Raw genomic sequence first — 21905 nt, forward strand, 5'->3', positions numbered from 1 at the left:
TCATTTTCTTCGACCGACGAGCAAGCAGGCAGCAGCAAAGCGCGGATCAGTGAAACGCGTTCCATTGATTACATCCCGGATAACGAGCGGCATGGACATATTTTCAGCCAATTCACGCTCTGGTTTGGCGGCAATTTACAAATAACGGCAATTGTCACGGGCGCGTTGGCCGTGGTGTTGGGCGGCGATGTTGTATGGTCGCTGATTGGATTGCTGGTAGGGCAAGTGCTGGGTGCAGCGGTGATGTCGCTGCACGCATTGCAAGGGCCACGCCTCGGCCTGCCGCAAATGATCATCAGCCGTGCGCAATTCGGCGTGTTTGGTGCAGTTATCCCGCTGGCGTTGGTGTGTGTGATGTATGTGGGCTTTTCCGCCAGCGGTACGGTGCTGGCGGGGCAGGCGATGGCGAAACTGCTGTCGGTCAGTAACGAAGCAGGCATGATTATCTTCAGTGCGATAATCATTGTTATCGCGGTGCTGGGCTATAAAGTTATTCATAAACTCGGCAAAGTGGCGAGTATTGTCGGCGTGCTGGCCTTTGCGTGGCTGTTTGTGTCGCTGCTGCTGGCGACGGATTTTGCCACCATCGTGCAGAATAACCATTTCACTTTGCCGAATTTCTTGCTGGCGGTGTCGCTGTCGTCGTCGTGGCAAATCGCATTTTGCCCATACGTTTCTGACTACTCGCGCTATTTGCCGCGTAATGTTTCCGGTAAAAAAACGTTCTTCGCGGTATTTAGCGGCACGGTGCTAGGTACTCAGGCATCAATGACACTTGGTGTCATCGCCGCTGCCATTGCCGGAAACGCATTTCCGGGCCATGAAGTGAGCTACATAGTGGGATTAGGTAAAAGTGAAGTGATGGCGATGGTGATTTATTTCGCTATCTGCTTTGGCAAAATCACCTTCACCACGCTTAACGCCTACGGCAGCTTTATGTCGTTAACCACCATTGTTTCCGGCTTCCGTCAGCAGGTGACGTTAAGCCAAAAAACGCGCGTCATTTTCGTGGTGTTGATGGTAGCGATTTCCTGCGTCATAGCGCTGTTGAGCGAACCGGCGTTCTTAAAACACTTCACGCATTTTCTGTTGTTCTTGCTGGCGTTCTTCGTGCCGTGGAGTGCTATCAGCCTGAGCGATTATTACCTGATTTCCCACCAACAGGTGGATATTCCGGCGCTGTTTGACCCGCAAGGGCGTTACGGTTTCTGGAACGTTTTTGGTATCGGCGTATACGTCATTGGGGTGCTGATCCAATTACCGTTTATCGAAAACCCGTTGTTCCATGGATCACTGACGTGGATTTTTGCGGGCAATGACGTGTCGTGGATAATCGGCTGGTTTGGCACGGCGCTGTTGTATATCGGCCTGCACAGATTGGATCGCCGTGTGTTGCCGAAGCAAACGGTATATCCGTAACCAGAACAGTGCCCGGCGGCGCTACGCTTGAGGATGGGGTTGCAGTGGTAAGCCCGGCAAGCGTGAGCGATGCCGGGCAAGCCGTTACGGCTGAGGGTTCAACAACCATGTGCCGGGTTTATCAACCTTGATATTGGCGGTGCGTGTCTGCTCTCCATTGCGAAGCGTAATCGCGTACTCCCCCGGTGAAAACTGTATTGATGAATAGCCATTCACTGCTGTCGGCGTTTTCTGTGCCTTACCGTTCACTTCCAGTTCGTCACCTTCGTTGACCCGAATATAAACCCGGGCGAGGGCGGCGCTGGTGCTGACGGGTTTAGCTGCGCTTTCTGGTGGAACGGCACTTTTCACTGATGCGGTGAGAGGGGCATCCGTCGAATTTTCCCGACCAAACAGCAATGCTCCGGCAATCAGCCCCACCACCACGCCTGCGGCGACTTGCAACGGCGTGCGTTGTTTTTTCCACCATGAAACAGAAGCTGTGTCATTTTCTGGCTGTGGGTCAATGGGAACCAGCATCGAGCCCGTCTGGCTGACAGACGGTAAGGGGCTGACCTCGTTTAAGGGGATCCCGGCGAGCGCGGTAAATTCGGCAATACTTTGCGGCCTGTCTTCTGGCCTCAACGCCAGCGTGCTGTCGATGGCCAGTAACAATGCCTGCGAATAGCCTTCCGGTTTGCTTTCTGCCAGAGGCACGCAGTTGTCCTGAATCGTGCGCGTGACGCTGGCAGGTGGCCGAGCACCGGTTATCAGCGTATAGAGAATCGCGCCCAGCGAGTAGATATCGGTCCATGGGCCGGGCGGGTTATCAACGTCATCAGAATATTGTTCCAGCGGCGTGAAGCCTGGATGCAACAGCGTTTTGTTGATTTCGCCGTTCTCGCCTGCACCCTGACGCAGCGCACCAAATTCGAGCAGCAATGGCAAACCGTTATCCTGAATCTGGATACTATTAAGTGACAGACGACAATGGATAAACCCTTTGTCGTGCAGTGCAGCCAACGCACCGCAGAGCATCGGTAACATCCGACGCAGCCACTCTTCGTTAATACGTTCCGGATGGTGCTGGACAATTTCAGCCAGCGTCATGCCGCTGTATACCGGCGTCGCGGCATAAGCCGTTTCGTTATAGGTCCAGAAACGCAGGATTTGCACCACGTTCGGGTGATTCAGGTGCGCAAGCTGACGAGCCTCATGAATAAAGCCGTCCAAGCCAGCGCTAAAAGCCGACTGATCTTGTTTGCTACGCGGCAAAAGGCGCTGAGTCTCGCTGCGAACCATCAGGGTACGCGGCAAAAATTCACGGATGGCAACCTGACGCTCAAGCTGATGATCGAGCGCGCGATAGACGATGTTGTCATTACTGGCGTCAATGACATCCTGGATTTCAAACTCATCAAAACGATAACCTGGCGGCAGAGCGTCGGGCGGTCGCTGTGTGTAATCGTTATCTGTCATGCTACGGATCTCTGCTCAAGAAGTGACAAGATCAATTCTGCGTGCGCCATGCACCCACCGCCGGATCGCGTAACTGCGTTTGCAGCGAATCCACCAACAGTAAGGTAATAGGGGATTTCGGCTCCAGCCAGCCGGCCCAGGCTTTACGCACCTGATTCAGTTGCGTTTGCAAACTGGCTTCATCCATCGCCATTTCACGTGGCACTTTCACGGCAATGGTGCCGCTGGCTGCCCATGCATTGAGCTCAGGTTTGTACGGTAAGATCATCCAGCTTTGTGGGGCCCTTTCATTGCTGACCACCATCCGCTCGTTGTTAAGCGTGGTGATGAGCAAGTCGTCTGCATCGACGCCGTCGCGCAGGCCGCTGACCGGGAAACCATGCACAAAGGTCATTTGCAGGTGTTTTTCACCCGCGCTGCCGCTTTGAATGACGTCGCTGCGACCGCTCAACCATCCGCCTTTTTCACACTTACCTTCAGGAATAAACAGCGCGGATGCGCCTGCATTCGCCGCCCAAAACGTGCGTAAATGGCAGCCATCCTGCAAGGTGAATTCCTGCCACGGCGTGCGGTCGGCAGGTGATGATTGGTTTGCAGTTTGTGGCTGCGGCGTTGATTCTCCAGCGTCCACCGGAGTTACTTTCACATCCCAGTCGTTATCTCTGTCAGCGGTGCCGAACGCAAGCGTTACACCTTGCGGATCTTCCATTCGCCAGTGAACCCGTTGCAGCGTTGAACACTGACTTTCCAGCAGTGTGCCAAGACGTGGCATAAAACCGGTCAGTATCGACGGGTCCTGGTCACCGTTGGCGACAATGCGCAGCGGAAGCTCTTTTGCACACCAGTTCTGCGGCGAATTGCTTTTGATGTTATCGATCCAGATATCCAGTTTCTGCGAAGGCGACTGCACAAAACGGTAGTTCTCGGCCCATACGGTCGAAGATGCCAGCAGCAACGCCACACCTGAAAGCCAGAGTTTCATAGATTTCCTTTATGCATCTCAAAAACGGGTAAACAGAAGCGGGGAGCCGGCTAAAGATTAATTAATAATCCAGGTTCCGCTGTTCGCGTTCTGACAAGCTTTGCTGTTACTGTCGACGTTCACACAGGTGGCTTTTTTACTGCTGCCTTTGCGGGCGCGTGGGCGATCTTTTTTCAGCGTTTGCGTATACAACTCGCTTTTGACCAGTGCGCGCGGCGGCACATAGCCAATCAGTTCCGGTTTATCTTCTTGCGCAATCGCCAGCCAGTCGTGGTCGACGCTGCCGAGTACGGTGTAGGTTTTGCCGTTTTCCAGCTCGCTCAAGACTTTGCCGCCAAAATCAGGCGTATTCATCACTGAACCGGCATACAGCGCGCGGTAGCTGGCGTTAACAGGCGTAAATTCGGTTGGAGCGGCAACAATATAACGGTGAGTAAGCGTGACACCATTAATCTGGCTGGTGACCAGCGTGTCGTCGGTCATTTTAGGCGCAGGGGCTTTACAGCCAACCAGCACGGTGACGACCAACACAGGCAATAAATTTCGCAATTTCATTATGACGTTCCCTGCAAATCGGGTGATGCCCAATGGTCATGGTGGCGTGACAACGCAGGAATGGCTGATGGCGTGGACCACGCACAGGGAGCCAGTCACCGAGCGAACAACATCCTGACCCGGGATTCAACTAAATATTTAACAAGTGTTTAGCACGAATAGGATGATTTTACATAGCCTGATTAACAATACAATGCTGATAACACGGATATTTATGCTGCATCGGGTTGATTTATAAGCAAAGGAGTGAAAAGGCGGTCTGATCTGTCGTGATTTGATGAAAAGCGAGTGGGCAAATAAGGCCCGGTGGATGCAATGGCGCTATAGCCGTTACAGATTCGCAGGTATAATCGTGTTATCTGGCGCTTTATTTTGCTAAGGAAACGCATGAGTAACAGGATAAAAAACGCTGAACAGATTGCTAATGATGACGCCGGTTTTCATCGCGAAGCGTTCCCGTTTTACTGGATAGTGAACGTCTACGCGCGCTACACGCAAATCATGGAAATCGAACTGAAAAAAGCACAGCTCGATGTCTCCGGCTTTCGGGTGCTGATGGTCACGCACCAGTACGGCAAGGCCAGCATTTCGCAGATCTCTGAATACGCGATGGCAAAAATGCCGACGGTGACCAAAATTGTTGGACGCCTGCGGGAAGATGGGCTGGTGACGACCGCCAACAGTGAAAATGACGCCCGCGTGACTGAAGTCATGCTGACCGAACTTGGGCGGCAAAAAGTCGAAGAAGCTTCTGCCCAGGCGAGCAAAGTTTTCGATAAAGGCTTCAAGGGAATGACGGCGAATCAGATGGCAAAAATGAACCTGTCGCTGGCAAAAGTGCTCGATAATCTCAACGATCTCTGACGTACACATCGCTGAATGGTGAAATTGTGACCTCCGTAGCGATTTCTTATAATCCTCTGTAATTCAATACGTTTTTTCGATGTGTCGTCATGATCCCTCGTGACGACCTGACCACGCCTACCCACGATTTCCCGTTATTTTTCATCATGCTGAATCAATGACCTTTTCACTTAAAAGGTTAATAGATTGTTATTTGATGGTAAATTTAACGTGAAATATTACTTGAATATTCATCTAATTCTTCCATAGTTGACCTAACGTTAGTCAGGACAAAGCGCCGCATTGACGGCCTGCCTGAATCTGAGTCATTTTTTCTGGTCAAGGTGTGAATCATGAAGCCAGTTTCTGTGAGCAAAGGTTTTACTGAGCAATTTGTCCTCGGCGAGGGCGACTTACATTTTGCGGTCAAAGACACGCTCGATGTCGCCGGATATCGCACTCAGGCTGGCTGTCCGGCGCTTGAAAATGCGCCTGTGGCAGAGCAGCACGCCAGCGTTGTTGCCACCTTGCTGAACAAGCATTGTGTGCTGACTGGCAAAACCACGCTCCACGAACTGGCTTTCGGCGTAACGGGAATTAACCCGTGGAGTGGCACTCCGCTGAACCCACGCTACCCAGCGCTGATCCCCGGTGGTTCATCGAGCGGTTCGGCGGCAGTGGTGGCTTCCGGCGAAGCCGACTTTTCGATTGGCACCGATACCGGCGGTTCGGTGCGGATGCCTGCGGCCTGTTGCGGCATCATTGGGTTGAAACCCGGCTACGGCGTATTGAGCCGTAAAGGCGTGATGCCTGCCGACAGCTCGCTGGACTGCGTCGGCGTGTTTAGTCGTGATGCGCAGGTTTTGCGTCAGGTGACGACGCGGTTATCGGTGACTGTTGACGCGCCGCTCGCCACGCTTCCGACAATGAGTTTTATCTCCGCCGCCACGCCTGAAATCGACTCGCTTATTCTCTCTTTCCTGGCAGAGCGTGACATATCGCCGCAGCCAACAAATCTTCCGACGTTAGATGACGCACACCGAGCGGGGCTTGCGATCATCAGCCATGAAAACTGGCTGGCGCTAAGTCCTCTGCTGGCGAGCGGTAAGGTCTCGACCGATGTGGCGACCCGCATTCGCGCTGGGGCAGACGTCAGCACTCAGGCTCTGCAAGATGCCGAACGTATTCGCGCGCGGTTTACCGCGCAGGTGGATGCTTTACTGACGCAGACGCCGCTGCTGGCACTGGCAACCTTGCCGGAACTGCCGCCGACGTTAGACGAGGCGCGCGATCCGCTCAGCGTAGTGAATCTCACGCGGCTGGTACGCCCGTTCAATCTCAGCGGTCATCCTGCGCTAACGCTCCCGGTCGGCGAGATTGACGGTCGCCCGGTTTCGCTCCAGTTGATAGCCGCCAAAGGCCACGATGGTTTGCTTGTCCAGGCCGCAGAATGGCTGACGCAGCGACGACGTCACTAAACACTTCTTTTTAGCTGTTCTTTTTTCCTGATGATTCAGTGAGTACGACTCATTGCGGCCTCGTTCGTCCTGAAGCCGCCACCAATAAGAAATTCGGAGGAAGCTATGTCAGCCGTACATGTCCGTGAGGAGCTGGTTCCGCTGTTGAGTGACGTTGCCACTCGCAGCGCCGATTTTGAGCATCAGCGTCATATTTCTGACGATGTGATTACCCGTTTCAAGCAGGTAGGCGTCTACCGTGCACTGGTGCCAAAACGGTACGGTGGCGATGAATGTTCCCCGGCGCAGTTCTGCGAACTGATTGAACAGATCTCTACCGCTGACGGTTCTGCGGGCTGGGTGGCGAGTTTCGGCATGAGCCCGTTTTACCTCGGCGCACTGCCGCCGGGCACCCTGAAAGAACTCTATCGCGACGGGCCAGATGTGGTGTTTGCAGGCGGTATCTTTCCGACGCAAAAAGCACAACAGGCCGACGGCGGTTACCGCGTTAGCGGGCGCTGGAGTTTTGCCAGCGGCAGTATGGGCGCATCGGTATTAGGCGTTGGCATTCTGCCGGATACCGATCAGGCGTTGCCGCGCATGGCGGTATTACCGCGTGAAAGCGTGCAGATTGATCAGGTATGGGACACTGTCGGCCTAGCCGGAACCGGCAGTCACGATTTAGTGGTCAATGATGCGTTTGTGCCGCACGAATGGACCTTTGTTCGCGGCGGAGCGCTGAATCTGGAAGGCCCGCTGTATCGCTATCCGGTGCTTTCACTCGCCACCCAAGTGTTATCCGTCGTGGCACTTGGCGTCGCCCGCGCCGCACTCAACGAAATCTACACCATTGCCCATCGTCAACAGTCGGTGACCGGTGCGCCGCGTCTGGCCGACAGACCGCAGGCGCAGATGCAAATTGCCCGCAGCGAAGCGGATTTACGTTCCGCCCGCGCCTGGTTTTATGACGCTATCGACGATGTCTGGCAGCGTCTGCTGGCAGGCGATGACGCCAGCAGTGAACAGATAAACGCGTTACGTCTTTCATCCACTCACGTTACCCGCGTGGCCGCGGAGGTGGCGCGTCAGGCGCTGGCGCTGAACGGTATGAGCGGCGTAACGATGACCAGCCCGCTGCAACGTTATGTGCGTGACACGCTGGTCATCACCCAACATGCCTTTATGGGCGACCTTTCGTACCTGAATGCCGGTACGGTCTTTTTCGGCGGCAAACCGCTGCCCGGTTATTTGTGATTAAGGAGCAACAAATGAGCCAGTCAACTTTACGTGTGCTGTTCTGTATCGGCGTGAACCAGAACTTTTTCGACGCGAGCCCGACGGAAGCCAAACAGGTGTGGGGCGCATTCGGCGTGATGATGAAAGGCATCGACGAAACGCCGGGGATAACGGTTATCGGCAACATGGATGACGACCAACTGATGGTCGGCCCGTCAACCACCGCGCCGTGGACGACCTACGTGTTAGCCGATGCCGAGCGTTTGGAAAACGTTGCCGCCGTCTGCAATTTGTTCCGCACCACACCTGTGGGCGATGGCGGCAGCAAGCTGTGGAAGTACTGCAAAATCGAGGCCCGCGTGGGCCGTGAACTGATTATTCAGAACTGATGGAGTCGCCGATGAACGCCCAGGATGCGCTGCGTTTACAGCAGCTCGAAGACTATCAGGCCGCCCGCGTCTGCATCAGCCATTACATGCGCTTGTGCGACAGCCTCGACACCCTCGAGACGGTGCAGGCCATTGGCGAGCTATTCAGCGAAGGTGCCTGCTGGGAAGGACTCGGCGAACCCTACGCCACACGTTTGGGCCGTCATTTCGGACGCGCCGCCATCGCCAGCATGATGGCGGGCTATGTGCGACAACCCGCGCATTTTGCGATGAACGCGCACTTTCTCTGCTCCGAAGCGCTGTGGCATGACGCAGATGGCGTGCTGCGCGGACGCTGGCTGATGCTGCAAACCTCAGCCTTTACAGCGGGCGGTGCGCATCTGAATGCCGCCGAAATCAACGTGATGTTTGTGCGTGAAACCGGGGCGATGGTGATGCGTCACTTCACCACCCGCAATCTGTTTAGCCGCCCGGTGGATCACTGGCATGCGGCAGATGTTTTACCTGTCCCTGATAAAAAATAAGACCACGGGAGAATGGACATGCAATGCGACCACATTATCAATGTGAAGAATATCGACACCTCGACGCAACCGACGCTCTCCAGCGCGGAGATTGCGGCGTTAGTGAAATCTGACCGGGTACACACTTCGTTGTATACCTCGGATGAATTGTTCCAGCTCGAACTGGATCGCATTTTCAGCAAAACCTGGGTTTGGGTTGCGCATGAGAGCGAAATCCCGGAAACCGGCAGTTTTAAAACTACCGAAATTGGCACGCAACCGGTGATCGTGGTGCGCGGGCGCAAAGGCACCGTTCACACGTTGCTGAACCGCTGCCGCCATCGCGCCGCCACGGTTTGCGAGCACCGTAGTGGCAAAACCAACAGCTTTGTGTGCCCATATCACGGCTGGGGCTATGCGCTGGACGGCAGCCTGCGCGGCGTGCCGCACCCGGAAAGCTACGCTGACCAACTGGAAAAAGGCGAGCTGGGTTTGGTATCGCTACGTACTGAGCAATACGCGGGGATGATTTTCGCCACGTTTAACGAGCAGATTGAACCGCTGGAAGATTTCCTCGGCTCCGCCAAAAAGTGGATGGACTTGTTTATGAAACAGGGCGCGGGTTATCCGATCAAAACCGGCCCGGCGCACCGTTTCCGTTTCCCAGGCAACTGGAAAATCCAACTCGAAAATACCACCGATGGCTACCACTTCCCCGTAGTTCACCGTTCGTTCCTGAGTTCGGTCGATAAACAGACCGAAGAGATGCTCAATTTTGTTGACGGCAGCGGTTATGTCGAAGATTTGGGTAACGGTCACAGCGTGATGGTGATGATCCCGGAACTGGTGGATTTAGACGCCAATCTCGATGCGCCCATTCCGGAGCGTTTTGAAGCACTGGCCGACGTGCTGCGCGCCGATCACGAGGAACAGCAGGTCCGACGCATCGTGCGCGCCGTCGGCGGGTCTGGTTTCAACCTCAACATTTTCCCAAATATCGCCTGTTCGATGGCGTTCTTCCGCGTCCTGCAGCCGGTGTCGGTCAACGAAACCGAAATTCACCACGCGGTGATCACGATGGACGGCGGGCCGGAAATCGCCAACCAGGCGCGGTTACGTCTGCATGAACATTTCCAGGGGCCAATGGGTTTCGGCACGCCGGATGATTCAGAAGCCTGGGAACGCGTGCAACGCGGAGCCACGGCGGGGGACGAACTGTGGATCATGCTCAACCGTGGGCTGGCGGGAGAATACCGCTCCGATGACGGCTTACGCAGCGACGTCAGCGCCGAAACCGGGATGCGCGCGGCGTATCAGCAATGGAAAAAGTTGATGACGGAGGGCGAACAATGATGACGCCAGATTCTGCACTCTTCACCGCGATGGCGGTGGTCAATTTCGAAGGCGACCTGCTCGATCAGGGCGAATTCAACGCCTGGCTGGAACTGTGGCAGCGCGACGGGCTATACGTGGTGCCGATCGACCCCACGGAAACCGACTTCAAGAATACGCTGAACTACGCCTGCGACGACCATCACATGCGTGAAAAACGCGTGAAACGCTTGTACAGCGGCGAGTCCATTTCGACCACGCCACGTGCCAGAACGCTGCGCACGCTGTCGCGCTTTCGGGTGCTGGAAGCGAACGATGAGCAGATTGTGGTGCGCGGGGCGCAGTCGCTATGGGAACACCGCAAAGGCCACAGTCGCCACTATGCGGCGGACATCACCTGGCAATTGCAGCGCCACGGCGATGGCTGGTTGATCTCGCAAAAAGTGATCCGCCTGGTTAATAGCGACGATGTGCTGCACAGCATCGGCTACATCCTTTAAGGAGCGAGACATGATGCAAACCGTTTTAGTGACCGGCGCGGCAGCCGGAGTGGGTAATGTCATTGCCGCCAGCCTACTTGAGCAGGGCTTCCAGGTGGTGCTGACTGACGTTGACGCGGAACGTGCGCAACAGGCAGCCGATCGTCTTGATAACGGCGAGGGGAGTGTGCTGGCACTTGGGCTGGATATTCGCCAGCCGCAGGATTTTGACCGCGCACTGGCCGCCACGCTCGATAAATTTGGCAGCCTCGAAGTGCTGGTGAATAACGCCGCACTGACGCTGGCAACGCCAGTGATGGACATCAGCGTTGAGGAATTCGACCGGGTGATCACCACCAATCTGCGCGGCACGTTCGTTGGCTGCCAGACGATGGGGCTCTATTTCGCACGCCAGGGCTACGGACGCATTATCAATCTCGCGTCGTTGGCCGGACAAAACGGCGGCACGGCTTCGGGGGCGCATTATGCGGCGTCGAAAGGCGGGATTCTGACTCTGACTAAAATCTTTGCCCGTGAGCTGAGCAAATCCGGCGTGACGGTCAACGCCATTGCGCCAGGCCCGATTGACTCACCAATGGTGCACGCGCTGGTGCCGGAAGAAAAAATGGCGGGGCTGTTGCAGATGATCCCGGTTGGCAATCTGGGCGATGCGGCTTTTATCGCTCAAGCCGTGGCGTTGCTGGCTTCACCGCAGGCGTCGTTTGTCACCGGGGCGACCTGGGACATCAACGGCGGCCTGTTTATGCGCTAAGGAGCGACCATGCTGACACTCAACGTTATCCGGCGGGAGTTACAGGGCGATGTGGTCCTGCTGACCCTGGCGCATGCCGAAGGCATCGAACTGCCGCCATTCAGCGCCGGGGCGCATATCGATCTGCATCTCACCGAGGAATTGGTGCGCCCGTATTCGCTATGCGGCGACCCGCAGGACAAACATCACTATCAGCTCGGCATTCTGAAAGACAGCAAATCTCAGGGCGGTTCGCTAGCGGCACATACGCTGCGCGAAGGCGATGTGATTGATGTCAGTGAGCCGCGCAATCTGTTTACGCTCGACGAACAAGCGAACCACAGTCTGTTGATTGGCGGCGGGATTGGCATCACGCCGATGCTGGCGATGGCCGCCGAACTGCACGCCGCTGGGCGTTCTTTCACGCTTCATTACTGCGCCCGTTCGCGTTCACAGGCGGCATTTATTCCTCAACTGGAAAACGCGTTGTTTGCTGAACAGGTACGGCTGCATTTCAGCGATGAACAGCGTCTGAATCTCGACGCGGTGCTGAGCGACGTGCCGCCGAATACGCATGTTTACGTGTGCGGCCCAACGCGGTTGATGGACGCGGTCAACGAGCGGGCAACACACCACGGTTATCTGCCGGAACAATGCCATCAGGAATGTTTCAGCGCCGAAGTGCAAACCGGCGGGGCCGCGTTTGAGGTGTTTGCGGCAACCAGCGGCATCACCGTTCAGGTGCTGGAAGACCAGACCATAGTGGAAGCGCTGGCCCAGGCCGGGCTGAAAGTGACGGTTTCCTGCAAGCAGGGGATTTGCGGTAGCTGTCTAACCGACGTGCTGGAAGGTGAGCCAGATCACCGTGATAGCTATCTCACCGATGAAGAAAAAGCCGATGGCGACCAGATGTTGCTCTGCTGTTCACGGGCAAAGTGCGGCCGCCTGGTTATCGATTTGTAAGGAGTAACCCATGACACTGCAAACTGAATTTCGTAATGCGATGGCCCAACTCGGGAGCGCGGTTTCGGTGATCACCACCGACGGCCCGGCGGGCAAATTTGGCTTCACCGCGTCTGCCGTCTGTAGCGTGACCGACCAGCCGCCCACGCTGTTGGTGTGTATGAACCGCAACTCGTTTGCGCATGAGCATTTCCGGCGTAACGGCGCGCTGTGCGTGAACGTTTTATCCAGTGACCATCAGGAACTTTCCGGCATTTTCGCCAACGCCGGTTTGCGTTCTGAGCAACGTTTTCTACACGACAACTGGCAGGTGCTCGCCAGCGGTGCGCCGGTACTCAGCTCGTCGGTGGCGAGCTTTGACTGCCTGATCGCCGACTGTCACGAAGTGGGCAGCCACTCGGTCTTTTACTGTCAGGTGCAGGCGATCCGCATCAGCGAACAGCCGCGCGGGTTGGTCTATTTCAACCGTCGTTATCATGCTGTTGGGCATGACGTCGAGGCGTAGGCCCCCCCTTAAAAACAGAGGCAACGCGTAATGAGCAATGTGGCAACTGAAAGTAACGTTACCGTCGCGGCAGGCAGCCATGACGCGCAGCAAATGCGCAAACTGGTGTGGGCTTCGGTGCTGGGCAATGCGCTTGAATGGTATGACTTTTTTCTCTATGGCACCGCAGCGGCGCTGGTGTTTGGCCCGCTGTTCTTCCCGGTTGGCGGCGACCCGTTGCAGGGCACGCTGCTGGCGTTTTCCGGTTTTGCGGTAGGTTTTCTGGCGCGTCCTCTGGGCGGGATAGTGTTCGGGCACTTAGGCGATCGCTATAGCCGAAAAATGACGCTGATCATGACGTTAACCCTGATGGGGGCCACGACCTTTGTGATTGGCTTGCTGCCAGTCTATTCGCAGATTGGCCTGTGGGCGCCATTATCGCTGATCATCCTGCGCTTTTTACAGGGTGTGGCGTCGGGCGGCGAATGGGGCGGTGGGGTGCTGATGCTCAGTGAAAACGCGCCAGCAGCAAAACGAGGGTTTTATACCGCCTGGAGCCAGATGGGTGTGTCCGGTGGTTTCGTGCTCTCGGCCTTTGCTTTCTGGCTGGTGCAGCAACTGCCAGAAGCCGACATTATGAGCTGGGGCTGGCGCGTGCCGTTCTTGCTGAGCATCGTCATCTTTTTAGTCGGCGTCTATATCCGCAAAAACATCCGCGAAAGCAAAGCCTTTTCCCAGGCCCGCCCGGAAGAGAAACACGAAAAAATCCCGCTGCTTATTCTGCTGCGCGAACACCCGAAAGCGCTGTTGCAGGCCATTGCGCTGCGTCTGCCGGAAAACGGCGCGTCCTACATCTTTTTCACCTTCTCGGTGGTGTACGCCAAACACATTGGCATCAGTACCGGGGACATCATCAGCGCAGTGTCGCTGGCGATGCTGGTGGAGTTTTTCTCCATTTTATTCTGGGGTGCGCTTTCGGATCGCATTGGCTTGAAACCGGTCTATTACATCGGCGTGATTGGTCTGCTGGTGATGGCGTTTCCGTTCTTCTGGCTACTCTCCACAGGCAGCTACGGCTGGGTACTGCTGGCGATGATGCTCGGTTTACCGTTTTGCCACGGGGCGATGATTGGCACGCAGCCGTGCATCATGAGTGATCTTTTCCCAGTGCGGGTGCGCTATTCCGGGCTGGCGCTGGGCCATGAAGTCGGCTCGATTTTTTCCGGTGGCCTTGGGCCAATGCTGGCGGTGGCGCTGCTGATGGAATTTGATGCCGCCTGGCCGGTTTCTTTATTGCTGGTGGTTTACGCGCTATTGGCGTGGATTGCGCTGCGCAGCCTGCCATCGGACAACACCAAAAAGCAAAGGAGTGAAGTATGAGTTTCACCATTGAGTCCATCGCCTGCTGGCTGGTGGATATCCCCACGGTTCGCCCGCACAAACTGTCGATGACGACAATGGGCTGCCAGACGTTGACCATTGTGCGCATGACCTGCGCACAGGGCGTGGTTGGCTGGGGGGAAGCGACCACTATCGGCGGGTTGAGCTACGGGGCGGAAAGCCCGGAAAGCATTAAATCCGCGATCGAAACCTATCTTGCACCGTTGTTATGTGGCCAAACATTCAGCGGTGCGGCGGCGCTGGCCGAAAAGATGAACGCCAGTGTGAAGGGCAATACTTTTGCTAAATCGGCACTCGAAACCGCGTTTCTCGATGCGCAGGGCAGAGCGTTGGGTGTTCCCGTCAGCACGTTATTGGGCGGCGCATTAAGTGACCGCCTGCCGGTGCTGTGGACGTTGGCGAGCGGTGATACCGAAAAGGATATCGACGAGGGCAAGCGTCTGTTAGCCGAAGGGCGGCACGACACCTTCAAACTCAAAATCGGCGCGCGCGAGTTGGCGACCGATATCCGTCACGCGCTGGCGATTAAAGCGGCGTTGGGTGATGACGTCAGCATTCGCGTCGACGTCAATCAGGCCTGGGATTTGACCACCGCTATCAAAGGTATGACCGCGCTGCAGGACGGCGGTATCGACCTGGTGGAGCAGCCGATCCCGCTATGGAACCGACAAGGCTTAATCGCGCTCAGTCAGCGCTTTTCTGTGCCGATTCTGGCAGATGAAGCCGTAGCCACCAGCCACGACGGTTATGCACTGGCGAACGGCGGTTTCACGGGCGCTTACGCCCTGAAAATTGCCAAAGCAGGCGGCCCGGTTCAGGCACTGAAACTGGCGTATGTGGCGCAGGCGGCGGGTGTCGCGCTGTATGGCGGCACGATGCTGGAAGGCACGCTTGGCACCGTCGCCTCATTGCACGCGTGGTCCACGGTGAAAATGCAGTGGGGCACCGAGATGTTCGGCCCGCTGTTGTTGAAAGATGACATCGTGGTGCGTCCCCTCGATTTCAGTGACGGACAGGTGACGCTGCCGCAAGGTCCAGGACTCGGCATCGAAATCGACAACGAAAAACTTCGCCATTACGCGCGTAAATAAAAGGACATCAGCATGCTTTTTAAAGTGGAAATGCAGGTCAATATTCCATCGTCGTTGCCACAGGCACAGGCCGACGAAATTAAAGCCAAAGAAAAAGCGTATTCGCAACGTTTACAGCGCGAAGGCAAATGGCTGCATATCTGGCGCGTGGTGGGGCAATACGCCAACGTCAGTATTTTTGACGTGGCAGATAATCAGGAACTTCACGAGCTATTAACGGCGTTACCGCTTTACCCGTATATGGAAATAACGGTGCAGCCATTGTGTCTGCACCCGTCATCAATTGAAAACGAGCAGTAATCACACATTAAAATAACCTTACCCTACAAGAGGAATACGCAATGTCAGTGAATCCGGCAAAACAAACAGAACTGGAAACGTTACTTGCTATCAGCAGCGGCTTAAACTCGGCTCAAGGGAACGTGCGTTTTAAAGCCATCATGCATCAAGTGCTCGGCGATTTGTGTCAGACCATTAAAAAGTTCGATATCACCGACGAGGAATTCTGGCTGGCGGTGAATTATCTCAACGAACTGGGTGAGCGCAAAGAAGCGGCGCTGTTGGCGGCGGGCTTGGGGCTTGAACACTATCTTGATATGCGCGCCGATGAAAAAGAGGCCGCCGCCGGGAATGATATCGGCACGCCACGCACCATTGAAGGGCCGCTGTATGTCGCTAATGCGCCGCTGAGTAAAGGTTTTGCCCGCATGGATGACGGCAGTGAAAAAGCCGAAGCTATGTGGCTGCACGGACAGGTAACGGATCTGGACGATCAACCGGTGGCGGGCGCGATTGTCGATATCTGGCATGCCAACACCCACGGCGGTTACTCCTTCTTTGACCCGTCGCAGAGCGAATATAACCTGCGTCGCCGTGTTGAAGCCGATGCGCAAGGACGTTACGCGGTGCGCAGTATTTTACCTTGCGGCTACGGCTGCCCGCCGGATGGCCCGACGCAAAAACTGCTGACCGGATTAGGCCGCCACGGTAATCGTCCGGCGCATGTGCATTTCTTCGTTTCCGCACCGGGTTATAAACACCTGACCACACAGATTAACCTTAATGGTGATGAATACCTGTGGGACGATTTTGCCTTTGCGACGCGCGAAGAATTGATTGCCGATCCGATTAAAATTACTGACAGCAAACTGGCGCAGGAACGCGATATTAACGAGCCACATACCGAAGTGAGTTTTAATTTCTCACTGGTCAAAGCCAGCGAGAGTGAAGAAGAAAATCGCGGGAAACGTGCCCGCGTGAAAGAATAAAACAGGCAAGATGGCGGGGCGCTTAAAAGACGCGACCCCGCCGTAATTTTTTATAAAGGGAGGATCTCTTTCGAACGCAGCGTTATTCTGACCGGCACCGATTTATACGACGGCGTACCGCTGTCTTCATCCCGATAATCCAGCGGAACCAGCACGTTGGCTTCCGGATAATAAGCCCCGACCGAACCCGATGCGATGTTATACGCGACGACGGTTATGTCGTTCAGGCTCTGTTTGCTGCCGGGCAGCGCGGTAGCAATATCCACGCGATCGCCATGCTCCAGGCCCAACTGTTCCATATCGCCTTCATTCATAAACAGTACATCACGTCGCCCAAACACGCCACGATAGCGGTCATCGAGCGCATAAATGGTGGTGTTGTACTGGTCATGGCTGCGCAGCGTGATCATGCGTAGGGTGTTTTCGCCTTCGCCTTTTGCATTCTCATCCACGCCGTGGAATATCGAGAACATCGCTTTCCCGGTTGCCGTCGGCCAGACACGTTCGGTCGGCGGCAGCGGCATGCGGAAACCACCGGGCACGCGGATCCGTTCGTTGTAGTCGGTAAAGCCGGGAATAGTTTTTTCGATCAGATCGCGAATACGGTCGTAATCGGCCACCAAATCCGTCCATGCGACTTTGGTATTGGGCAGTGTCGCTTTAGCCATCCCTGCCACAATCGCCGGTTCGGACAGTAACAGCGGTGAGGCCGGTTTCAGCTTGCCGGAAGAGGCGTGCACCATCGACATTGAATCTTCAACGGTTATCGATTGTTTGCCCGTTTGCTGCATGTCCAGTTCTGTGCGGCCCAGGCACGGGAAAATATAGGTTTCATTAGCGACCAGCAAATGCGTGCGGTTGAGCTTGGTGCCAACGTGGACGCTGAGATCGAGCTTTTGCATCGCCGGGAAAGCTTGTTCGTGATCGGGCATCGCAACGGCGAAATTTCCCCCGAGACAGATCATCGCTTTGGACGAGCCGTCGATCATTGCCTGCGTTGCCGCGACGGCGTCATGACCGTGTTCGGCAGGCGGTACAAAACCAAAGACTTCTTCGATGCGCGACAGGAATGCTGGCGTCGGTTTCTCGGTGATGCCGACCGTGCGATTGCCTTGTACGTTAGAGTGCCCGCGCAGAGGGCAAATCCCTGCGCCCGGTTTGCCGATGTTGCCGCGCATCAACAGCAAATCAGCAATCAACCGCACGTTAGCGGTGCCTTTGTTGTGTTGGGTGACGCCCATGCCGTAAGTAATGATGGTGGCGTTAGATTTGGCGTAGGCGAGGGCGACGGTTTCCAGATCGGCTCGGGTTAAACCTGATTCCTGTTCAATCGCTTCCCATGAGGTGGCTGTAATATCAGCGGCAAAATCCGCAAATCCCAGGGTGTGATCCGTAATAAATGCGTTATCCAGTACGTCGCCACTTTCCTTCTCAAGTTCCAGAAGATGTTTCGCCACGCCTTTTAACGCCGCTGCATCGCCGCCTGCTTTTACCTGAAAATAGGTGGAAGCAATATCGGTCGAACGGTAGGTCGCCATCTCGACAACGCTTTGCGGGTCGGCAAAACGTTCCAGCGCGCGTTCACGCAGCGGGTTGAACACAATAATCGGCACGCCGCGACGCGCCAGTTCGTGAAGCGTGCCCATCATCCGTGGATGGTTCGTTCCCGGATTATGGCCGATAGAAATAACCAGTTCGGTCTTATCGAAATCATCCAGCGAAACGGTGCCTTTGCCGATGCCAATCGAGCGCGGTAAACCCGTGCTGGTAGCTTCATGACACATATTGGAACAGTCAGGAAAATTATTGGTGCCGAGTTCACGGGCGTAAAGCTGGAATAAATAGGCCGCTTCATTCGAGGCGCGCCCAGAGGTATAAAATTCAACTTCATCGGCTTTTAACCCGCGCAGGATCTCACCGATACGCGCAAAGGCTTGCTCCCAAGCCACAGGCCGGAAGGTGTCGCTGGCCTTGTGATACATCAACGGATGCGTCAGACGGCCATAGCCTTCCAGTTCAAAATCACTTTTCGCCAGCAGAGAAGCCACGGTGTTTTGGGCCAGAAATTCTGGCGTGACGCGCTTGTTAGTGGCTTCCCACGTCACGGCTTTCGCGCCGTTCTCGCAAAACTGAAACGTAGATTTATGTTCTTTGTCCGGCCACGCGCAGCCCGGGCAATCAAAGCCATCCGGCTGATTGGTACGCAGCAGTGTGGGAGGTGCATCGAAGGTGTCCATCTGCGTACGCACCGCAATTGCGGTGGCTTTCAGCGCACCCCAGCCGCCAGCAGGGCCGTCATAGTGGCGGATCCCAGGGACCGCACGTCGTTTGTTATTCATATAGATTCCCGCTCGGTGATTCATTTGATGAATTCTACACCTTCGGCGTTAACCATGTGGCAACGGAGTGGAAACAATTTGTAGGGGGGGATTTAGCCTCGCGGTGCCTTTATCAGGCCAGAAGCACAGTTCTGGATTAAACCGTTTCTGATTTCCCCGGCGATATAAGGCTGAGGTTTACTAAACAGGTAACCTTGTACGAAATCGCAGCCCAATGCCTGAAGATTTTCCAATTGATCCAGTGTTTCAACACCTTCTGCAACGGTCTTCATACTGAGGGATTTCGCCATACCGGTGATAAGTTTGATGATAGTAAGGGCGTCTTCTTGGGTCGATATCGAATTCACAAAAGACTTATCTATTTTGATTTTATCGAAGGCAAGTCGGCTCAGCCGGGAAAGAGAAGAGTAGCCCGTACCAAAATCGTCGATGGAGATTTTTACGCCCAGGTCTTTAAGCTTATTTAGGGTGTTCATCGGCGTATTGCTCTCAATAAAGAGCGATGATTCAGTGACTTCCAGTTCAAGCCGGTCAGCCGAAAGCCCTGTTTCTTTCAGAATAGACAGCACTATTCCTGCAAAGGCTTTGCTGCTCAACTGGACAGGAGAGACATTCACTGAAATTTTGACCGGAACAGCCCAGGAAGCCGCTTCCCGACAGGCCATTTCAAGCACAGATTTCCCCATCTCGATAATCATTCCTGTTTTTTCAGCAACAGGAATAAAGCTATCTGGCGACAAAATGCCCTTTCGCGGATGTACCCAACGAATAAGGGCTTCATAGCTGTAAACTTCCCGACTGTACGAATCGACAATCGGTTGATAATAAACCACGAATTCTTTATTCGTTAATGCCAAGGCCATGTCGTGCTCAAGGGTTCTGCTTTCCTGCAGCTTATCTAACATTCGTTGGCGGAAGACTTTAATCTTACTCGCACCTTCATTTTTGGCTTCATAAAGGGCCAGGTCGGCAAATTTATAGAGATAGTCAGAGCGGCGTTCGGTTTCTGAGTTAACAATGCCCACGCAAGTGGTTATGTTTATAATCGTGCTATAAATAGTGTAGGGCTGGTTAATGCACTCACATATTTTTTGGGCTAGCGAAACAGCATGACTTTCAGTCAGACCACTCGAGAGCAATGCAAACTCATCGCCGCCTAAGCGATAAAGCGTATCCGCCGGAAGGCTCATTGAATTCAAACGCAGAGAGATCTGACGCAATAACATATCACCGGCATCATGACCGTAGGTATCATTAACCTCTTTGAACCTATCTAAATCAAATAACATCACGGTCACCGAGCTTTTATTGCTTTCGGATATATTGATGATTTTATTTAGATTATCCCAGAAAAAGAGCCTGTTGCTCATTTCTGTGAGAGGGTCATGGTAAACGTCATACTCTAGCTTGGTGTTCTGGATTTGCAGTTTTTCTTTAGAGTCCTGAAGCTCTTCAGCAAGACTTTTAACCTGAATATGCGCCTTCAGAATATTTCTGTTTTGATAGAAGATCAGCATGCCCAGTATTGCACTCAGTATGATGAGCAGCACAGAAACTGCTGAATAAATAGAGTACAACGTTTGAATGTTACTGTTAGCATTGTTAATCAGGTTAACATCTTTGTTTAATGCACCCGATGAAAGACGGCTTAGTGGGGCATCAAGCGAATACATTGTTTTCAGGTATTCCTGAAGTTCTGGGCGACTCATTTTCTCAAGATGAGTATCCAGATAATTAAGCGTGTTTTCGAGTTTTATAGCCAGTTCATGAAGCGATTTATTGCTATCAATATAATTTCCCAAATCGCCTTCTTTCAATAAATCACTCTGGCTGAGCATAATGTCGAGGTGGAGGCGCACATCATCGAGTGTCATCGTCTCGTCGATAGTGTAAAGACCAAGCCATGATTCGAACCGATAATACTCCGAGACCAGCTGTCCGGCAGACCAGGAATTGGCATAGTGCGTCAGTTTCTGCAATTCCTGCTGCCTTTCATGCACAAGGAAAGAGATATATCCTGTAGATATAAAAAGGGAAAATATTATGGCAGCCAGTATTCTGTTCATGTTGTTCTTCTGAAACCTACTCAATGCTCATCTTACTGACCTGCCACGCCGACCTTGAATAAAAGACCTGATTATTTAGCTCAGGTTTGCTGTCATAAGGATACACGATGAATAACGGGCCTTTGTCGCGGACACGCATGTACTCGCCATTGATTTTTAAGGCAAGGATCACATTGTATTTTTTGAAATCACTGAGAGGGATAACAGTGGTGTAGTCGTTAAGTGCAGTAACCTTAAGGACAGTACCTTTGGCCCCGACGTAATCCATCAGTTTTTGCAGTGGAATACCCGTAAAGGTTGTGCGCCCATTATACCAGGGAGAGGCGGTCTGGAAGCTGACCATACCCAGTTTCTCGAGGCTGGCGACATCGAAAACGGTTTTACCCGCTTCATTTGTATTTTCTATATTACCGGACAGTGTTAAAAGGACTTTCCCGGCAGGTTTAGGAAGTTCACCAGCCAAAGCCTGTGAGGAGAGCACAAGGCTTAACAACATGACAATTAACCGCATTTTAACCCACCTGTCTTCCGAGTATAAAAGAATTATAATTTAGTTATTCTTTTATTTATACATGCTGCATGAGGAATAACAATGTATTCAGAGGATTTATAATTTAATCTATATAAATCAATGTGATATGCCAGTTTTTCCCATGAGTGTTGATTAATCAAAATCGGTATTTTTATTTGAATGGCACACAATTTTATTGATTTTTGTTTAAAAAATAATCTAATTGTCTGGTCGGTGCAAATAAACGCACACAATTGCTAAGGTTTATTGGTTTATGCAAACTCAGGTATCGCTGTTTTGAAAATGTGCAGACCGTTACTCTTTGAATGAACGTGTCACCTGCAGGGGGATCACACACGCAACCCCTTTTGGCACAAG

General features: G+C 53.8%; 21 protein-coding genes. 15 read left to right on the top strand and 6 right to left on the bottom strand.

The features are described from left to right. Positions 1-45: 45 nt before the first annotated feature. Entirely contained in the window at positions 46-1419 is a 1374-nt protein-coding gene (locus tag VH187_RS19240) for a purine-cytosine permease family protein (protein ID WP_329703149.1), read from the top strand. An 84-nt stretch (positions 1420-1503) separates the two neighbouring features. On the opposite strand, the gene VH187_RS19245 is transcribed toward VH187_RS19240, so the two are convergent. Genes VH187_RS19245 through VH187_RS19255 form a run of 3 tightly spaced genes read right to left on the bottom strand, consistent with a single transcriptional unit; the run spans position 1504 to position 4414 of the window. After that, positions 1504-2877 (bottom strand): serine/threonine protein kinase, encoded by a 1374-nt coding sequence (locus VH187_RS19245; protein WP_329703054.1) that lies wholly within the window; start codon positions 2875-2877, stop codon positions 1504-1506. 31 nt (positions 2878-2908) lie between these two features. Next, entirely contained in the window at positions 2909-3859 is a 951-nt protein-coding gene (locus tag VH187_RS19250; RefSeq protein WP_329703055.1) for a hypothetical protein, read from the bottom strand. 57 nt (positions 3860-3916) lie between these two features. Further along, on the bottom strand, positions 3917-4414 hold the full coding sequence (locus VH187_RS19255) for an SH3 domain-containing protein (protein ID WP_329703056.1): 498 nt from the start codon (positions 4412-4414) through the stop codon (positions 3917-3919). Between the two features lie 387 nt (positions 4415-4801). On the opposite strand from VH187_RS19255, the gene VH187_RS19260 reads away from it, so the two are divergent. The 14 genes from VH187_RS19260 to catA all read left to right on the top strand — a co-directional run bounded on the left by VH187_RS19260 (position 4802) and on the right by catA (position 16611). Next, on the top strand, positions 4802-5278 hold the full coding sequence (locus tag VH187_RS19260) for a MarR family winged helix-turn-helix transcriptional regulator (RefSeq protein ID WP_329703057.1): 477 nt from the start codon (positions 4802-4804) through the stop codon (positions 5276-5278). 332 nt (positions 5279-5610) lie between these two features. After that, positions 5611-6735, top strand: a complete 1125-nt coding sequence (locus tag VH187_RS19265) for an amidase (protein ID WP_329703058.1) — start codon at positions 5611-5613, stop codon at positions 6733-6735. Between the two features lie 105 nt (positions 6736-6840). After that, positions 6841-7968: an acyl-CoA dehydrogenase family protein gene (locus VH187_RS19270; protein ID WP_329703059.1), complete on the top strand. Its 1128-nt coding sequence runs from the start codon at positions 6841-6843 to the stop codon at positions 7966-7968. 14 nt (positions 7969-7982) lie between these two features. Beyond that, positions 7983-8339, top strand: a complete 357-nt coding sequence (locus tag VH187_RS19275) for an IacB protein (protein ID WP_329703060.1) — start codon at positions 7983-7985, stop codon at positions 8337-8339. Positions 8340-8350: 11 nt separating this feature from the next. Beyond that, positions 8351-8863, top strand: coding sequence for a nuclear transport factor 2 family protein (locus VH187_RS19280; RefSeq protein WP_329703061.1), 513 nt, complete (start codon positions 8351-8353; stop codon positions 8861-8863). A gap of 18 nt (positions 8864-8881) precedes the next feature. Beyond that, positions 8882-10195, top strand: coding sequence for an aromatic ring-hydroxylating oxygenase subunit alpha (locus tag VH187_RS19285; protein WP_329703062.1), 1314 nt, complete (start codon positions 8882-8884; stop codon positions 10193-10195). Next, the gene (locus tag VH187_RS19290; protein ID WP_329703150.1) at positions 10195-10674 is read left to right on the top strand and encodes an aromatic-ring-hydroxylating dioxygenase subunit beta; all 480 of its coding nucleotides are present in this window, start codon (positions 10195-10197) and stop codon (positions 10672-10674) included. The genes VH187_RS19285 and VH187_RS19290 overlap by 1 nt, the downstream gene beginning before the upstream one ends. Before the next feature lie 10 nt (positions 10675-10684). Further along, positions 10685-11425 (top strand): SDR family NAD(P)-dependent oxidoreductase, encoded by a 741-nt coding sequence (locus VH187_RS19295; protein ID WP_329703063.1) that lies wholly within the window; start codon positions 10685-10687, stop codon positions 11423-11425. A gap of 9 nt (positions 11426-11434) precedes the next feature. Then, positions 11435-12367 (top strand): PDR/VanB family oxidoreductase, encoded by a 933-nt coding sequence (locus VH187_RS19300; RefSeq protein WP_329703064.1) that lies wholly within the window; start codon positions 11435-11437, stop codon positions 12365-12367. Between the two features lie 10 nt (positions 12368-12377). Continuing rightward, positions 12378-12872 (top strand): flavin reductase, encoded by a 495-nt coding sequence (locus tag VH187_RS19305; protein ID WP_329703065.1) that lies wholly within the window; start codon positions 12378-12380, stop codon positions 12870-12872. Between the two features lie 93 nt (positions 12873-12965). After that, positions 12966-14231: an MFS transporter gene (locus VH187_RS19310; RefSeq protein WP_414714004.1), complete on the top strand. Its 1266-nt coding sequence runs from the start codon at positions 12966-12968 to the stop codon at positions 14229-14231. Further along, positions 14228-15343, top strand: a complete 1116-nt coding sequence (locus VH187_RS19315) for a muconate cycloisomerase family protein (RefSeq protein ID WP_329703067.1) — start codon at positions 14228-14230, stop codon at positions 15341-15343. The genes VH187_RS19310 and VH187_RS19315 overlap by 4 nt, the downstream gene beginning before the upstream one ends. A gap of 12 nt (positions 15344-15355) precedes the next feature. Next, positions 15356-15643, top strand: a complete 288-nt coding sequence (gene catC, locus VH187_RS19320; protein WP_329703068.1) for a muconolactone Delta-isomerase — start codon at positions 15356-15358, stop codon at positions 15641-15643. Positions 15644-15684: 41 nt separating this feature from the next. Beyond that, the gene (catA, locus tag VH187_RS19325; protein ID WP_329703069.1) at positions 15685-16611 is read left to right on the top strand and encodes a catechol 1,2-dioxygenase; all 927 of its coding nucleotides are present in this window, start codon (positions 15685-15687) and stop codon (positions 16609-16611) included. A 50-nt stretch (positions 16612-16661) separates the two neighbouring features. Here catA and VH187_RS19330 read toward each other — a convergent pair whose 3' ends face one another. From VH187_RS19330 to VH187_RS19340, 3 genes are all read right to left on the bottom strand, one after another. Next, the gene (locus VH187_RS19330; RefSeq protein WP_329703070.1) at positions 16662-18950 is read right to left on the bottom strand and encodes an FdhF/YdeP family oxidoreductase; all 2289 of its coding nucleotides are present in this window, start codon (positions 18948-18950) and stop codon (positions 16662-16664) included. Between the two features lie 92 nt (positions 18951-19042). Continuing rightward, positions 19043-21016 carry a putative bifunctional diguanylate cyclase/phosphodiesterase gene (locus VH187_RS19335; RefSeq protein WP_329703071.1) on the bottom strand — a complete coding sequence of 658 codons (1974 nt, stop codon included), beginning with the start codon at positions 21014-21016 and terminating at the stop codon, positions 19043-19045. Between the two features lie 16 nt (positions 21017-21032). Beyond that, positions 21033-21527 (bottom strand): putative pterin-binding protein, encoded by a 495-nt coding sequence (locus VH187_RS19340; protein ID WP_329703072.1) that lies wholly within the window; start codon positions 21525-21527, stop codon positions 21033-21035. Between the last annotated feature and the right edge of the window lie 378 nt (positions 21528-21905).

Source organism: Scandinavium sp. (assembly GCF_036271055.1).
In the GTDB taxonomy this organism is placed as follows: domain Bacteria; phylum Pseudomonadota; class Gammaproteobacteria; order Enterobacterales; family Enterobacteriaceae; genus Scandinavium.

Bases quoted from the DNA above. Each gene is read 5' to 3' on its own strand.
- VH187_RS19335 (WP_329703071.1), bottom strand. From the start codon at position 21,016: ATGAACAGAATACTGGCTGCCATAATATTTTCCCTTTTTATATCTACA.
- catC (WP_329703068.1), top strand. From the start codon at position 15,356: ATGCTTTTTAAAGTGGAAATGCAGGTCAATATTCCATCGTCGTTGCCA.
- VH187_RS19305 (WP_329703065.1), top strand. From the start codon at position 12,378: ATGACACTGCAAACTGAATTTCGTAATGCGATGGCCCAACTCGGGAGC.
- VH187_RS19255 (WP_329703056.1), bottom strand. From the start codon at position 4,414: ATGAAATTGCGAAATTTATTGCCTGTGTTGGTCGTCACCGTGCTGGTT.
- VH187_RS19290 (WP_329703150.1), top strand. From the start codon at position 10,195: ATGACGCCAGATTCTGCACTCTTCACCGCGATGGCGGTGGTCAATTTC.
- VH187_RS19250 (WP_329703055.1), bottom strand. From the start codon at position 3,859: ATGAAACTCTGGCTTTCAGGTGTGGCGTTGCTGCTGGCATCTTCGACC.
- VH187_RS19265 (WP_329703058.1), top strand. From the start codon at position 5,611: ATGAAGCCAGTTTCTGTGAGCAAAGGTTTTACTGAGCAATTTGTCCTC.
- VH187_RS19275 (WP_329703060.1), top strand. From the start codon at position 7,983: ATGAGCCAGTCAACTTTACGTGTGCTGTTCTGTATCGGCGTGAACCAG.
- VH187_RS19245 (WP_329703054.1), bottom strand. From the start codon at position 2,877: ATGACAGATAACGATTACACACAGCGACCGCCCGACGCTCTGCCGCCA.
- VH187_RS19280 (WP_329703061.1), top strand. From the start codon at position 8,351: ATGAACGCCCAGGATGCGCTGCGTTTACAGCAGCTCGAAGACTATCAG.
- VH187_RS19285 (WP_329703062.1), top strand. From the start codon at position 8,882: ATGCAATGCGACCACATTATCAATGTGAAGAATATCGACACCTCGACG.
- VH187_RS19310 (WP_414714004.1), top strand. From the start codon at position 12,966: ATGCGCAAACTGGTGTGGGCTTCGGTGCTGGGCAATGCGCTTGAATGG.
- VH187_RS19300 (WP_329703064.1), top strand. From the start codon at position 11,435: ATGCTGACACTCAACGTTATCCGGCGGGAGTTACAGGGCGATGTGGTC.
- VH187_RS19340 (WP_329703072.1), bottom strand. From the start codon at position 21,527: ATGCGGTTAATTGTCATGTTGTTAAGCCTTGTGCTCTCCTCACAGGCT.
- VH187_RS19270 (WP_329703059.1), top strand. From the start codon at position 6,841: ATGTCAGCCGTACATGTCCGTGAGGAGCTGGTTCCGCTGTTGAGTGAC.
- VH187_RS19315 (WP_329703067.1), top strand. From the start codon at position 14,228: ATGAGTTTCACCATTGAGTCCATCGCCTGCTGGCTGGTGGATATCCCC.
- VH187_RS19330 (WP_329703070.1), bottom strand. From the start codon at position 18,950: ATGAATAACAAACGACGTGCGGTCCCTGGGATCCGCCACTATGACGGC.
- VH187_RS19260 (WP_329703057.1), top strand. From the start codon at position 4,802: ATGAGTAACAGGATAAAAAACGCTGAACAGATTGCTAATGATGACGCC.
- VH187_RS19295 (WP_329703063.1), top strand. From the start codon at position 10,685: ATGATGCAAACCGTTTTAGTGACCGGCGCGGCAGCCGGAGTGGGTAAT.
- catA (WP_329703069.1), top strand. From the start codon at position 15,685: ATGTCAGTGAATCCGGCAAAACAAACAGAACTGGAAACGTTACTTGCT.